The sequence below is a fragment of the Cobetia sp. 1AS1 genome (genome assembly GCF_029846435.1).
GTDB lineage: Bacteria > Pseudomonadota > Gammaproteobacteria > Pseudomonadales > Halomonadaceae > Cobetia > Cobetia amphilecti.
Window position 1 is genome coordinate 490,152 of the sequence record NZ_JARWKU010000002.1, and the last position, 13,514, is coordinate 503,665.

Consider the following 13,514-nt stretch of genomic DNA (forward strand, 5'->3'; position numbering starts at 1 on the left):
GTCGCAGAGAATGGGGCAGGGAAAGTCGCTGTCTTGTGCTGTCTTGTGCTGAGGTTGCTTGAGCCTGGATTGACCAGTACTCAGAATTGACGCCCCAGCAGTGCCTCATCGAAGGGATAGCGCGAGATCTTCTCGATGCCGGTCTCGGTGATCAGCACCTCTTCCTCCAGCTTGACGCCATCGGCCGCACCGACTTCGCCGATATAGCTTTCCACCGACACCACCATGCCGGGTTCCAGCACGCCATCCTTGGAGAAGCGATCAAAGTCCATGTGGTGCGCGACCAGTGGCGTCTCGCCATGCATGCCGACGCCGTGGATGATCGAGGGGTAACGGCGGTCGAGGAAACGCTCGGGAATCTTCCAGGCGCTCTCGGCGATCTCGCGATAGCTGATGCCGGGCTTGAGGATCGACATGTTGTGGTGCACCTGCTCGTGCGCCATCTGGTACAGACTCTGCTGATAGGCGGTCGGTTGGCCCGGTCCGACATGGAAGGTGCGTGAGAAGTCGGAGTAGTAGCCGTGGCAGCCGATGGTGTCGGTATCCAGCGCGACCAGCTCGCCGGGGCGTATCACGCGGTCGCTGGCCTCGTTGAACCACGGATTGGTGCGCGGCCCGGACGACAGCAGGCGCGTCTCGATGAACTCACCGCCCTGGCGGATGACATCGCCGTACATGATGGCGAACAGCTCATTCTCGGTGACGCCGGGCTTGATGGCGGCTTCCACGGCGGCAACCGCAGCCTCGCTTCCGGCCATCGACTGGGCCAGACAGGCAATTTCCTCAGGCGTCTTGAGGCGACGGCAGTGCAGGGTGTCCTGCATGCAGTCGAAGACTTCCAGCCCCTGCGCTTCCAGCGAGCGCGCCAGATTCAGGGTGCAGCGATCCAGCCCGACCTTGCGATTGCCGCCACCATGTTCCTCGACCAGCTGGGCAATCTCGATGCCGAACGGGTCGCTCGAGAGGTTGTCGCGCTGGTTGACGGCGGACCACACCACCTTGGACGTGCGCGCCTCATCGATGGTTTCAAGCCAGGTCGAGACATGGGCGCTGCCGGGGTATTCGAACAGGATCACCGGCCCCTCGAGGGGCACGTAGATGTAGCGGGTGGAGTTGCGCAGGAAGTAGCCGAACATGTTGCGCGAGCCGGTGGCATAACGCTGGTTGTTGGGATCAAACAGCACCACGGCGGCGTAGCCCTGCTCCGCCATCATGGCGCGCAGGCGGGCCAGACGACCGCCGCGGAGCTGCACAGGGTCAAAGGCCGTGGGAATGCTGTCGCCATTGGCCATTGGCGCGGACGGCACGATCGGGAAGCTTGCGGGTTCACTGTCGGTCAGGCGTTCAAAGTCGACGATGCTCATGGTTGGTCTCGGCTCACGGTCTGGTGAAAAGGTCAGGAAAGGCGCTGGAAAAAGGATTGGCACAGGCGCTGGTACAAGAGCTGGTACAAGCGCTTGTACGAGACAGGGCGCGCCGGGCTCGGGCATGTCAGTCCGCCAGGTTGTCGCTGCGCTGCATGCCTTCCTTGAGCAGGCGCTCGTGGATAGGTGCCATGCGGCCGAAGATTCGCTGGGCGCGCTCAGGGCGACCGATGAAGCCGGGCTCCTTGGCGTACGCGAAGATCACGGTATGGCGTTCTCGCTCACCGCGAACCGGGGTGACGCGATGCAGGGAGTAGCGACCGAAGAAGATCTGCAGGTCGCCCGGCTTCAGATCGATGGCGGTCAGGCGCGAGCGGTCTCCGTCGAGCACCTTCTCGACACCCTCGAAGTTCTCGCCCTCGGGACTGCGGATACCGGCGGCGTATTCGAAGCGGCCACCCGCATCGGACTTGCGGGTCATCATGGTGACGATGAATTCGTTCGTGTCGTAGTGCCAGGGATGCTGGCAGCCATCGCGCAGCACGTTGACGACCAGATCCGCGAGCGGGTCGGCATATTGGTGAATGTCGTCCATGCCGACGACGCTGGCGATGAAGTGCTGGAAATCGGGATGCGAGTAGACCTGGCGAATCAAGGTGTCCGAGCCGATGCGGTCGCCCGCCACGAAACCGTTGGTGCGATCATCGAAGCGATTGCGCGGATGCGATGCGGGCAGTGAGTCATCACCGTCGCTGTTGTAGGGGTTGGTGACGGTCTGGTTGTAGTGCGCCAGCGGTGAAAGTCGCTCCGTTTCCTGCTCCAGTCGTGCCAGCGCTTCCTGCGGCACGAAGCCCTCCAGCACGACGCAGCCATCCTGCGCGAGCTGTTCGCGACATTGGCGCATCAGTTCGCGACCCCGCGCTTCTGTCAGGCGATGGATGGGGTAGTGTTCAAGATCTATCAGCCCATCGAGAGAGGTATCACTGTCCTGCTGCTGGATTGCGTTCATGCCCGGCCTCCTGTTCCCTGATCGCTAAATAACGTAGGAATAGGTTAGATGGCGTGTTTTGATAATAGAAATGAATGGTCAAGATCAAATGCATTGCGAGGGCTCATAGATCATGGATACCGACCTGCTTCGTGCCTTTGTCACGGTGGCCGAATGTGAAGGGTTCAGCGCCGCCGGCAAGGTACTGCATCGCACCCAGTCTGCCGTCAGTCTGCAGATCAAGCGGCTGGAGGATCAGATGGGCGGGGCGCTGCTGTCCCGCACCAGCCGTCGGGTAGAACTCACGGCATCGGGAGGGCGGTTGCTGCCCTATGCGCGGCACATTCTCAAGCTGCAGGATGAGGCGCGGCAGGTGCTCGGGGTCGATCGCAAGAATGAGCTCATCCGGCTGGGCACGTCGGAAGAACAGGCCAGTACCTACCTGCCCGAATTGCTGTCGCGCTTCGCCGCGGATCACCCTGAAGTGCGCCTGGAGGTGACCTGCAAGATCAGCGCGTCGCTGGTGCATGATTTTCAGGAAGGCTTGCTGGACGCCGTGCTGGTGGTGCGTCACGGGCCGACCCAGACCGGGCGGCTATTGGGGCGCGAGCGCATGGTGTGGGTGGTCGCCGAGGACCAATCGCTTGCAGACTGGGAGGTACTGCCGCTCGCGCTCAATCCGGAAGGCTGCATCTTCCGCGCGCATGCCTTCGCCGCCTTGGGGCGGGATGATCGACAATGGGATGTGCGTTACTCAAGCCAGTCGCCAACGGGCATCAATCTGCCGGTGAAGGCCGGGCTGGCATTGACCGTCAAGACACCGCGCAGCGTGCCCTCCGGCTGTCGAATCGTCGGCGATGACGAAGGCTTGCCGCCGCTTGGCCATGTGGAAATCGAGCTTCATCGCTCGCCGGGCCATGTCAGCGATGCGCTGAGTGACTTCTGCGATCACCTGGAGGCCATCGTCACCGGCAAGGGCAAGCTTGAAGAGGTTGGGGCGCTGGAGGCGAGCGCTGAGGTTGGCACTGAGGTGAGCCCTGAGGTTGGCGCCGATTCAGATGTCACGACAGCGCGTGAGGCAGCGACCGCTGGGTGAGCAGTACTACCCGTGTTGCGAGCAGGTTGAGCTGGTGAGCCTGGCGGGATAGCGATTCATGGATTAGACCCGGAGACATATCAGCCAATGGGCGGTGTAGCGCCCAGCGGGGCTTGCGGCGTGTACGGCCTACGCGCCCCCAGAATGCCCGCGCGCTGGATGATCTCGGGCACGAAGGCTTCCTGACGATGCGCCATGATATGCACGCCGCTGACGCCCTCGATCTCACGCAGCTGCTGGATCATCTCGATGCAGATGTCACGGCCCTCCGCCTTCTGATCCTGGGCTCCCTTCAAGCGCTTGAGCACGTCATCCGGGATATGTACGCCAGGAACATGGCGGCGCATCCACTCGGCGGTGCGTGCCGAGGCCAGCGGGCCGACGCCGGGGAGGATGAAGCATTTCTCCAGCAGCCCCAGATCACGGGCGCGATGCATGAAGTCCTGAAAGCGCGGCAGGTCGAAGCAGTACTGTGTCTGGATGAACTGGGCGCCGGCGGCAATCTTCTTGACCAGACGGTGAGGGCGAAACGCGAAGGGCGGGGCGAAGGGATTGGCGGCTGCGCCCAGAAATACCTGGGGCGCTGAGGTCAGTGTCCGGCCGCTGGCAAAGGCGTGCTTGTCACGCAATCCGGCGACGATTTCCAGCAGCGACAGGGAGTCGAGATCGAACACCGGCTTGGCCTCGGGGTGATCCCCGCCTGCACGCCATCCCCGGTCAGACACAGCAGGTTGCGGATGCCCAGCGCCGCAGCCCCCAGCACATCGCCCTGAATGGCGATGCGGTTTCTGTCACGACACGAGATCTGCATCACCGTCTCATGGCCTTCACGGGCCAGCAGGGCACACATCGCCACGCTCGACATATGACAGTTGGCACCCGAGCCATCGGTGGCGTTCATGGCATCCACATGGCCGGCAAACAACTGCGCGCGCGCATGCACCTCCTGTGGGTCGGCCGAGTCGGGCGGCGCCAGCTCGGCGGTGACGGCAAACTGACCGCTGCGAAGCACTCGCTCAAGGTGACCGACGTTGCCAGCGTCTTCGGCAGGTGGCAGTTGGGTGTTGTCGGAGATAGTGAGTCTGGAGGTCATTTCAGGCTCTCTCGACGCTCAGCAGCTTGCCGGGCCACGCGCAGCCAGGATGAGGTGCCTTGCAGGCGATGGTCCACCGGCAACTGCACGATCTGGATCGCGTCGCTGTCCTTCATCCGCTGGCTGCCTTCCCAGGCTTCCACCCACACGCAGCGCGTGTCCGGTTCGACTTCACAGTTGCCATTCTGCATGACACCGCCGCAGGGGCCGTTGCGCAGGTGCTTGGGGCAGTTCATTGAGCAGGACATGCCGGTCGAACTCAGAATGCACTGGCCACACATCTGGCAATCAAACAGCAAGCCCTTGCAGGCTTGCTCCAGTCTGGCGACGGGCTTCTCGGCGCGTGCGTAACCGACGGACCTCCACAACGGCTGCAGTTTGATGATCACCGGCTCGACGGCCTGATAGGTGAGCTCCAGCAGTCGCGCGTGACGTGCGGCCCACAGACGAATCGAATACACGCATGCCTCCTGTCAAAACCTGGCGAGGGTAACGCCCTGGGCGTTTCGGAGCGCTATCTTCGCATGGTCGCTACCCGGGCCGACATCCCGTGGGCGACAGCGTCACTATCGAAAGGCGCAGGATAAGCGGGGAAAGGCCTCGTTGCTTGGATTGAAGCCAAAAAAGCCCCCAAAACCCATAAAGACGCCGGAGCATTCGCTGCTCCGGCGTCTTTTTTTGCCTACGTCATGTCTTCTTTAGCTGCTGTCAGGGCGTAAGGCCCGCGGCCTGCATGAAGCGACGCAGTGCCAGAGAGACGAGTCCCAGCGCGCTGACACTGCCTCCCCAGATCACCACCAGCCAGCCGATCTTGCTGAGCCAGCTGGCCGGGCGCGCGGGTGTCTCGGATAGCTCGTCGTCGAGTGTGGCTGTGGGGGCATGCAGTGGCGCTGAATGTGTCTCGCGTGTCGGAGATGTCATGTCAGCACCTCTCAATGGTAGCCATCGGTATGACGGACCTTGCCCTTGAACACGAAGTAGCTCCACGCCGTGTACACCAGGATGATCGGCAGGATGAAGAGCGTGCCGACGAGGGCAAAGCCCTGGCTTTGGGGCGGAGAGGCCGCTTCCCAGATCGTCACATGACCGGGAATGATGTCAGGCCACATGCTGATGCCGAAACCGCTGTAGCCCAGGAAGATCAAGGCCAGCACCAGCAGGAAAGGCTGGGCATGAGATTCAAAGGCGACGGCGCGGATCAGCGCATAACCGGCCAGCACTACCAGCACTGGCACCGGCAGGAACCAGAACAGCTGCGGCAGCGTGAACCAGCGCTCGGCGATGGCGGGGTGTGCCAGCGGAGTCCACAGACTGACGGCCGCGATCATGATCAATACCCACAGCGTCAGCGGGCGCGTCAGGGCAAACATGCGCGCCTGGAGAATGCCTTCGGTCTTCATGATCAGCCAGGTGCTGCCGAGCAATGCATAGGTGAACAGCAGCGCCACACCGCAGAACAGCGGGAAGGGTGACAGCCAGTCCAGCGAACCGCCGCTGAAGTGAACCCCATCGAAGGCGATGCCCTGGATGTAGCCTCCCAGTGCGACGCCTTGACTGAAGGTGGCCAGCACCGAGCCGCCCACGAAGGCCTTGTCCCACCAGTGGCGGCTCGCGTCCGAGGCCTTGAAGCGAAATTCGAAGGCGACACCGCGGAAGATGAGGCCGATCAACATGGCGACAAGAGGAATGCTCAGGGCTTCCAGCAAGACGGCGTAGGCCAGCGGGAAGGCCGCGAACAGCCCGGCGCCGCCCAGCACCAGCCATGTCTCGTTGCCATCCCACACGGGGGCCACGGTATTCATCATCACATCGCGGTCCACCTTTTCCTCCACCCACGGGAAGAGAATGCCGATGCCCAGATCAAAGCCGTCCATGATCACGTACATCATCAGGCCGAACAGGATGATGCCCGCCCAGATGACAGAAAGGTCGATACCCATAGCGTTCATCGCTCCGGTCAGTGAGTGGTGCCGTCGAGAGATTCCTCGATGGCCGACAGTGGGCGGGAAGGTGTGCGTGGCTTGCCGGGGCCGCCGCTGGGGGCGTGGCTGTCATCACCCGCAGGCCCTGTCTTGATCAGCTTGAAGATGTAGTTGATCCCCGTGCCGAAGACGATGAAGTAGACCGTGACAAAGGCCGTTAGGCTGATGCTGAGGTGAACGGCGCTGTGGGCAGAGACGGCATCTTCCGTTCTCATCAAGCCGTAGATCACCCACGGCTGGCGGCCGACTTCGGTGGTGAACCAGCCCGCGAGTATCGCGATCAGACCGGCCGGCCCCATGGCGACGGCCAGCCTCAGCCAGCGCCGCGAGGTGAAGAGCCTGCCCTTGCGGGCCAGATAGACACCCGAGAGGCCGAGCAGAATCATCGCAAGGCCCAGGCCGACCATCAGGCGGAAGCTCCAGAACACGACGGTCGAATTGGGGCGGTCGGCGGCGGGGAAGTCCTTGAGTGCCGGTACCTGCTTGTCGATGTCATGCATCAACAGCAGGCTGCCGAGGGCCGGAATCTCGAGTGCGAAGCGCGTCTCTTCGCGCTGCATGTCGGGCACACCGAACAGGATCAACGGCGTCGGTTCCCCATTGCTGTTGTCCCAATGGCCTTCGATGGCCGCGATCTTGGCCGGCTGGTGCTTGAGCGTATTCAGGCCATGCATGTCGCCGACGAAAGCCTGCAGCGGGGCGGTCACCATCAACATCAGCACCGCCATGACCAGCATCTTGCGCACTTCCGGGGTGTCGCGTTTCTTGAGCAGCAACCAGGCGGCGGAGGCAGCGACGAACAGCGAGGTGCTCAGGAAGGAGGCCAGTGCCATGTGGGCCAGGCGATAGGGGAAGGAGGGATTGAAGACGATCGCGAACCAGTCGACCGGCACGACGATGCCATCGATGACCTCGTGTCCCTGTGGGGCCTGCATCCAGCTGTTGGACGACAGGATCCAGAACATCGAGACCAGGGTGCCGAGCGCCACCATGCAGGTCGAGAAGAAGTGCAGGCCGCGACCGACGCGATTCCAGCCAAACAGCATCACGCCGAGGAAGCCGGCTTCGAGGAAGAAGGCGGTCAGCACTTCATAGGTCAGCAGTGGTCCGGTCACGCTGCCGGCAAAGGCCGAGAAACCGCTCCAATGCGTGCCGAACTGGTAGGCCATGACCAGTCCTGACACCACACCCATCGCGAAGTTGACCGCGAATATCTTCGACCAGAAATGATAGAGGTTGCGGTAGACCTGTGTGCCCGTCTTCAACCACATGCCTTCCAGCACCGCCAGATAACTGGCGAGGCCAATGGTGATGGCCGGGAAGATGATGTGAAACGAGATGGTGAAGGCGAACTGTATCCTGGCCAGGTCGATGGCCTCGGTGCCGAACATGGCAATGTCTCCTGAGTAGGCGGCAAGGGGGACGGCCCTGCCTGAATCTTCGCCGCTACTCTAGGGAGCCGCCGGAAGCCATAACAGGCTCAGTTGTGCGAGAAAAAACCATATCAGTTGCGAGCTGAATCTTGGTCATTCGTTAAATGCCCGTGAGCCAGTCAGGTGGCCAGCGAGGTGGTATGGCGAGAAGCCAGCAAGGCGAGCCGAGCAGGGGGGCACACTCTGACTCACGTCAGCACCATGTCAGTGTCAGGTGCTTGTCGTATCGCCCTTGGCGGCAGGCCCCGCCATGGCGGGCTATGGCGCATCCTGCAGTGGCACGCGTGCGGCATCCGGGTATGCAATCAAGGTACGCAACAAGGTGCGACATCCAGGCGTGGCAAGCGGCCGGCGCGCGAGTGACATGCGCCGAAAAGGGCTGTTTTCGCCCTCGCGGATAGCGCGTGGCGACTGTGTGGCAAGGCGGCCGCAAGGGCTGCGGCATTTGCGCGCATTCGTGCACACTCGTGCGCGCACATACTCAAGTCGCTCTTCGTAACTCGTATCTCGCATCTCGCACCTCGCATATCGTCTGAGCGGTCCGCGTTTCAGGCTGCCTTGAGCAGTTCACCCAATGTCTGCATGGCGCGCTCTGACGCCGCATCCCACGGGTGGCCGTAGCTCAAGCGAATGCAATGCTTGAAGCCCTGGGTGGCCGAGAAGATGGGCCCCGGCGCCAGGCTGATGCCGTGGGCCAGCGCCTGCTGAAACAGGGCCAGCGAGTCGATGTGCTCAGGAAGCTCGCACCACAGGAAATAGCCCCCGTGGGGATGGGTCACGCGGGTGTCTGCGGGGAAGTAGCGATCAATGGCTGCCAGCATGGCCGTCTGCTGGGTCTCGAGCGCCAGGCGTAGCTTGCGCAGGTGGCGGTCGTAGCCGCCGTGCTGAAGGTAGTCGGCCAGGGCCACCTGGGCAGGCAGCGATGGCGAGATGGTCGTCATCAGCTTGAGGCGCGATATCTCCCGGGTATGCCGCCCCGCGGATATCCAGCCCACCCGATAGCCCGGCGCCAGGCACTTGGAGAACGACCCGCAGTGCATCACCAGACCCTCGACATCCAGCGCCTTGACGGGTTGCGGGGGCGACACCTCGGCACGTTGATCGAAATACAGTTCCGCGTAGACATCATCCTCCAGCATCGGCAGCTGATGACGGCAGAGCAGCGCGTACAGTTGGGCCTTGCGCGCATCGCTCAGGCTGGCCCCCAGCGGATTCTGCAGATGGCTCATGAACCAGCAGGCCTTGATGGGCAGCGTCTCCAGACGATTCTCGAGCACCTCGAGATCGATCCCGTCGCGCGGGTGTACCGGAATTTCCACCGCGCGCAGCTTGAGCCGCTCAAGCACCTGAAGCTTGGCATAGAAGGCCGGCGCCTCGATGGCGACCAGGTCCCCGGGCTGGGTGACACATTGCAGACCGAGGTTGAGCGCCTCCATGGCGCCATTGGTGATCACCAGCTCCTCCGTCGGCAGCTGCATGCCATTGACCATGTAGCGCTGAGCGATCTGTCGGCACAGGTCAGGATGGCCTGTGGTTATGTCGGAGATCACGGCATGCGATGACAGCTGGCGCAGCCCGCGCGTCATGCTGGTCGCAAGCCGCGCGAGCGGGAAGAGCTCCGGGCTCGGGAAGGCAGAGCCGAAGGGGACGGTGTCGTTGTCACGCAGTGAGCCCAGCACCGAGAACACCAGTTCACTGACGGCGACATCGGAAGGGGCTTGCTGCTGCAGGGCGACATGCGGCTCATCGAGTATCCGTGAGGCATTGTCACGTACGAAATACCCCGAGCGCGGCCGCGCACGGATCAGGCCCTGATTCTCCAGCAGGTAATACGCCTAGAAGACGGTGGAGGGGCTGATGCCATGCGCCTTGCTGGCCTGACGCACCGACGGCACGCGCTCACCCGGTGCGAGAATGCCGGTATGAATCAGGTTGGAGATCTCGGCGGCAAAGCGTTCATAACGCTTCATGGGGGATTTCCTGACGGGGAGAGAGAAAGAGAGAGGGCAAGGATACCGCAGTGTCGATAGACAGTGACGTATTGGCGTCGTAGTGGATGCACCAATGTCATTAGCTTCCATCGCTCTCGCTCGGCCTGATGGGAGGCCCTGTCAGCGGCGAGTGCCACGTCCTGCGCCACGCAAGGGTTCTTCTCACCTGTATGGTGCAAGGTGAGGCGAGGGCTGGTGATGGGCGCATCATCCTGGTGCAGCGCTGCGCTTGAACAGTGTCGCTGTGCTTCGCTCGCTCTCATCATGTCTCCAGCGTCTCTTCATCCTTTCTCGGTCTTTCCACTGTTTTTGCCCAGACTTTCTCCCTGTCTTTCCCTCTGTCTTTCTGCCTGTCTCTCTTCTATCTCACCGCTGTCGCTTTCTTGTCTGGCCGTTGGCCGGCGGCGTCAGTGTGCGGCTGGCACATCGATTGCACTACCTCAGTCGGGATAACAAGTACAACAAGACACGAGGGAATGTCGTGAACAAGAAAATCGCTGCCGCAATGCTATCCGCCTGTGTCGGTTTCTCGCTGGCCAATGTCGCCCAGGCAGAAGAGGGGCCGATCAAGGTCGGCATCCTGCATTCACTGTCCGGCACCATGGCGATCAGTGAATCGACACTGAAAGACACCATGCTGATGCTGATCGAGAAGCAGAACGAGCAGGGCGGGCTGCTGGGACGCAAGCTGGAGCCTGTCGTGGTCGACCCGGCCTCCAACTGGCCGCTGTTCGCCGAGAAGGCGCGTGAGCTGCTGGCGCAGGACAAGGTCGACGTGATCTTCGGCAACTGGACGTCCGTCTCGCGCAAGTCGGTGCTGCCGGTGGTCGAGGAGCTCAACGGCCTGCTGTTCTATCCGGTGCAGTATGAGGGCGAGGAGTCCTCGGAGAACGTCTTCTACACCGGAGCGGCGCCCAATCAGCAGGCGATTCCGGCAGTGGATTACCTGATGAACGACGTGGGCGTGGAGCGCTGGGTGCTGGCGGGCACGGATTATGTCTATCCGCGTACCACCAACAAGATCCTGGCCGCCTACCTCAAGTCGAAGGGCGTGGCGGACGCGGATGTGATGGTCAATTACACCCCCTTCGGCCATTCCAACTGGCAGTCCATCGTCTCGGACATCAAGTCCTTCGGCAGTGCCGGCAAGAAGACGGCCGTGGTGTCCACCATCAATGGCGATGCCAACGTGCCGTTCTATCGTGAGCTGGCCAACCAGGGCATCAATGCCGAGGACATCCCGGTGGTGGCCTTCTCGGTGGGCGAGCAGGAGCTCTCGGGCATCGATACCGCGCCGCTGGTCGGCCACCTGGCCGCCTGGAACTACTTCATGAGCGTGGACAGCGACACCAACTACGACTTCATCGATGAGTGGATCGATTACACCGGCAAGGAAGATGCGGTCACCAACGACCCGATGGAAGCCCACTACATCGGCTTCAACATGTGGATGGAAGCCGCGCGCAAGGCCGGCAGTGTCGAGGTCGATGCGGTCAAGGACGCCATCATCGGTGTCTCGGTGCCCAACCTGACCGGCGGCTACGCCACCATGATGCCCAACCATCACATCACCAAGCCGGTGCTGATCGGCGAGATCCAGGACAACGGCCAGTTCTCCGTCGTCTGGCAGACCCCGTCCACCGTGGCAGGCGATGCCTGGTCTGACTATCTGGAAGGTTCCAAGGACCTGATCAGTGACTGGCGCAAGCCGATGGAATGCGGCAACTACAATGTCGTGACCCATTCCTGTGGGGCTCAACAGAGCGTGGCGGCGCAATGATGCGTAGCACGTTCTGAGAGCGAGGCGGCGTGCAGGTGAGCCTGCATGCCGCCTCGTAGAGTGTCAGCTTCGAGGCCGCGATGCCCTCGGAGACTGATGACGCCTTTGCGCGTTCACCATGGATGGCCTTCTTGATGTCTATCTCCGTTGCAACGATGTTCCGCGGGTGCTGGCAGTGGATGCTGCTGGTCTGTCTTCTGTCATTCCCCCTGTTTGCCGCTGCCCAGTCCGAGTCCGCGACTGGCCAGTCTGCGCGCCTGTCCGATGGCGCCGCACAATCCCTGTTGACCCGGCTTGCCGAGGCACGCAACCCGGCCAAGCCGGCCGTGATCGATGAGATCGCCATGAGCGGCGATGCACGTGCACGTGGCTGGCTGGAAGCCTTTTCCGCCAGCAAGCTGGCTCGCCTCAAGGACGCCGAGCGCTTCTTGATCATCGACAACAATCGCGGCCGCGAATGGGCCGTCTCTGACGCCCTGTCGGGAGAATCGGCGGGCAAGGTCTCGCGCCGCGACCTCAAGACACTGCGCAGCAACAACTCGCTGCGTGGGCATATCGATGGCGTGCTGTCGATGATCGACCTGTCTTCGCCGGATGCCGAGGTCAGACTCGCGGCGGCGCGCGGCCTGCGCGGCAGCGTCGATGAGGCCATGGCCGAGCGGTTGCCGAGCCTGATCGAGCAGGAGGGTGATGACGCGATCCGCGCCACTCTCGAGGAAGCGCTCGCCATCCAGCAGCTGGAAGCCACTGGCGACCCCGCAGCGCTGGAGACGCTCTCCGGCAGCCTGAACGCCGCCGCGATCGCTGCCATCAATGGCGCCGCGGCGAGTGAGGATCCGAAGCTGGCCCAGGCCGCCAAGGTGGCGCTGGCCGGTATCGAGCAGAAGCTTCAGCTCAACAGCGGGCTCGAGACGCTCTACTTCGGCCTCTCGCTGGGCTCGGTACTGGTGCTGGCCGCCATCGGACTTGCCATCACCTTCGGTGTCATGGGCGTGATCAACATGGCGCATGGCGAACTGATCATGCTGGGCGCCTACACCACCTGGGGCATGCAGCAGCTATTGCCGGGGCAACCGGGGCTGGCGCTGTTGCTGTCGATTCCGGCGGGATTTCTGGTCGCGGCGGCGGTGGGAATCGTCATCGAGCGCAGCGTCATCCAGCACCTCAAGGGGCGTCCGCTGGAGACCTTGCTGGCCACCTTCGGCATCAGTCTGATCCTGCAGCAGCTGGTGCGTACCACCATCTCGCCCTTGAATCGCATCGTGGTCACGCCGGAGTGGATGAGTGGCTCGCTGATGATCAACGAGGCGCTGTCACTGACGCTCAATCGCCTCTACATCATCGGCTTCGCGCTGTTCGTGTTCGCCGGCCTGATGCTGATCATGCGCCGCACCCGTCTCGGCCTCGAAGTACGCGCGGTGACCCAGAACCGTGCCATGGCGCGCTCGATGGGCATCAAGGCGACCCGTGTCGACATCATGACCTTCGCGCTGGGCTCGGGCGTTGCCGGTCTTGCCGGTGTCGCGCTCTCCCAGATCACCAACGTCGGGCCGAACCTGGGTCAGAACTACATCATCGATTCCTTCATGGTCGTGGTGTTCGGCGGGGTCGGCAATCTGTGGGGCACGCTGGTGGCCGGCATGTCGCTGGGGCTGCTCAATCAGTTCCTCGAGCCCTGGGCGGGCGCGGTTCTCGCCAAGATCGTGGTGCTGGTCTTCATCATCCTGTTCATTCAAAAGCGCCCGCGGGGACTCTTCCCGCAGAAGGGCCGCGCCGCGGAGGGTTGA

General features: G+C 62.5%; 13 protein-coding genes. 3 read left to right on the forward strand and 10 right to left on the reverse strand.

From position 1 onward, the window contains the following. Positions 1–80: 80 nt before the first annotated feature. Together QD280_RS05900 and QD280_RS05905 are read right to left on the reverse strand one after the other, a co-directional pair. Entirely contained in the window at positions 81–1,364 is a 1,284-nt protein-coding gene (locus QD280_RS05900) for a Xaa-Pro peptidase family protein (protein ID WP_279838588.1), read from the reverse strand. Positions 1,365–1,491: 127 nt separating this feature from the next. Further along, complete coding sequence (locus QD280_RS05905) at positions 1,492–2,373, reverse strand: phytanoyl-CoA dioxygenase family protein (protein ID WP_216060384.1); 882 nt, start codon at positions 2,371–2,373, stop codon at positions 1,492–1,494. A 112-nt stretch (positions 2,374–2,485) separates the two neighbouring features. Between QD280_RS05905 and QD280_RS05910 the strand changes: the two genes are divergently transcribed. Beyond that, positions 2,486–3,448, forward strand: a complete 963-nt coding sequence (locus QD280_RS05910) for a LysR family transcriptional regulator (protein ID WP_279832902.1) — start codon at positions 2,486–2,488, stop codon at positions 3,446–3,448. Between the two features lie 80 nt (positions 3,449–3,528). Here QD280_RS05910 and QD280_RS05915 read toward each other — a convergent pair whose 3' ends face one another. The 8 genes from QD280_RS05915 to QD280_RS05950 form a co-directional block, all read right to left on the reverse strand. Then, on the reverse strand, positions 3,529–4,122 hold the full coding sequence (locus QD280_RS05915) for a methylenetetrahydrofolate reductase (protein ID WP_279838589.1): 594 nt from the start codon (positions 4,120–4,122) through the stop codon (positions 3,529–3,531). Then, positions 4,038–4,541, reverse strand: coding sequence for a methylenetetrahydrofolate reductase (locus tag QD280_RS05920; protein WP_279838590.1), 504 nt, complete (start codon positions 4,539–4,541; stop codon positions 4,038–4,040). The genes QD280_RS05915 and QD280_RS05920 overlap by 85 nt, the downstream gene beginning before the upstream one ends. Beyond that, entirely contained in the window at positions 4,538–5,002 is a 465-nt protein-coding gene (locus tag QD280_RS05925; protein ID WP_279838592.1) for a methylenetetrahydrofolate reductase C-terminal domain-containing protein, read from the reverse strand. The genes QD280_RS05920 and QD280_RS05925 overlap by 4 nt, the downstream gene beginning before the upstream one ends. Positions 5,003–5,249: 247 nt before the next feature. Continuing rightward, positions 5,250–5,462 (reverse strand): DUF2474 domain-containing protein, encoded by a 213-nt coding sequence (locus tag QD280_RS05930; RefSeq protein ID WP_279838593.1) that lies wholly within the window; start codon positions 5,460–5,462, stop codon positions 5,250–5,252. Positions 5,463–5,473: 11 nt separating this feature from the next. After that, the gene (gene cydB / locus QD280_RS05935; RefSeq protein WP_279838804.1) at positions 5,474–6,481 is read right to left on the reverse strand and encodes a cytochrome d ubiquinol oxidase subunit II; all 1,008 of its coding nucleotides are present in this window, start codon (positions 6,479–6,481) and stop codon (positions 5,474–5,476) included. Between the two features lie 17 nt (positions 6,482–6,498). Next, on the reverse strand, positions 6,499–7,914 hold the full coding sequence (locus QD280_RS05940) for a cytochrome ubiquinol oxidase subunit I (protein WP_279838594.1): 1,416 nt from the start codon (positions 7,912–7,914) through the stop codon (positions 6,499–6,501). 590 nt (positions 7,915–8,504) lie between these two features. Next, entirely contained in the window at positions 8,505–9,635 is a 1,131-nt protein-coding gene (locus QD280_RS05945) for a PLP-dependent aminotransferase family protein (RefSeq protein WP_279838595.1), read from the reverse strand. A gap of 156 nt (positions 9,636–9,791) precedes the next feature. Further along, on the reverse strand, positions 9,792–9,926 hold the full coding sequence (locus tag QD280_RS05950; protein WP_279838596.1) for a GntR family transcriptional regulator: 135 nt from the start codon (positions 9,924–9,926) through the stop codon (positions 9,792–9,794). Between the two features lie 526 nt (positions 9,927–10,452). Here QD280_RS05950 and urtA point away from each other — a divergent pair. Beyond that, positions 10,453–11,727 (forward strand): urea ABC transporter substrate-binding protein, encoded by a 1,275-nt coding sequence (gene urtA / locus QD280_RS05955; RefSeq protein ID WP_192837858.1) that lies wholly within the window; start codon positions 10,453–10,455, stop codon positions 11,725–11,727. A gap of 134 nt (positions 11,728–11,861) precedes the next feature. Then, a complete protein-coding gene (gene urtB, locus QD280_RS05960) occupies positions 11,862–13,514 on the forward strand; it encodes an urea ABC transporter permease subunit UrtB (protein WP_279838597.1) in 1,653 nt (550 codons plus the stop codon).

What these genes read in the sequence shown, in the direction of transcription:
- urtB (WP_279838597.1), top strand. Translation starts at nt 11,862, where the DNA reads ATGTCTATCTCCGTTGCAACGATGTTCCGCGGGTGCTGGCAGTGGATG.
- urtA (WP_192837858.1), top strand. Translation starts at nt 10,453, where the DNA reads ATGCTATCCGCCTGTGTCGGTTTCTCGCTGGCCAATGTCGCCCAGGCA.
- QD280_RS05950 (WP_279838596.1), bottom strand. Translation starts at nt 9,926, where the DNA reads ATGAAGCGTTATGAACGCTTTGCCGCCGAGATCTCCAACCTGATTCAT.
- QD280_RS05900 (WP_279838588.1), bottom strand. Translation starts at nt 1,364, where the DNA reads ATGAGCATCGTCGACTTTGAACGCCTGACCGACAGTGAACCCGCAAGC.
- QD280_RS05930 (WP_279838593.1), bottom strand. Translation starts at nt 5,462, where the DNA reads ATGACATCTCCGACACGCGAGACACATTCAGCGCCACTGCATGCCCCC.
- QD280_RS05905 (WP_216060384.1), bottom strand. Translation starts at nt 2,373, where the DNA reads ATGAACGCAATCCAGCAGCAGGACAGTGATACCTCTCTCGATGGGCTG.
- cydB (WP_279838804.1), bottom strand. Translation starts at nt 6,481, where the DNA reads ATGGGTATCGACCTTTCTGTCATCTGGGCGGGCATCATCCTGTTCGGC.
- QD280_RS05940 (WP_279838594.1), bottom strand. Translation starts at nt 7,914, where the DNA reads ATGTTCGGCACCGAGGCCATCGACCTGGCCAGGATACAGTTCGCCTTC.
- QD280_RS05910 (WP_279832902.1), top strand. Translation starts at nt 2,486, where the DNA reads ATGGATACCGACCTGCTTCGTGCCTTTGTCACGGTGGCCGAATGTGAA.
- QD280_RS05920 (WP_279838590.1), bottom strand. Translation starts at nt 4,541, where the DNA reads ATGACCTCCAGACTCACTATCTCCGACAACACCCAACTGCCACCTGCC.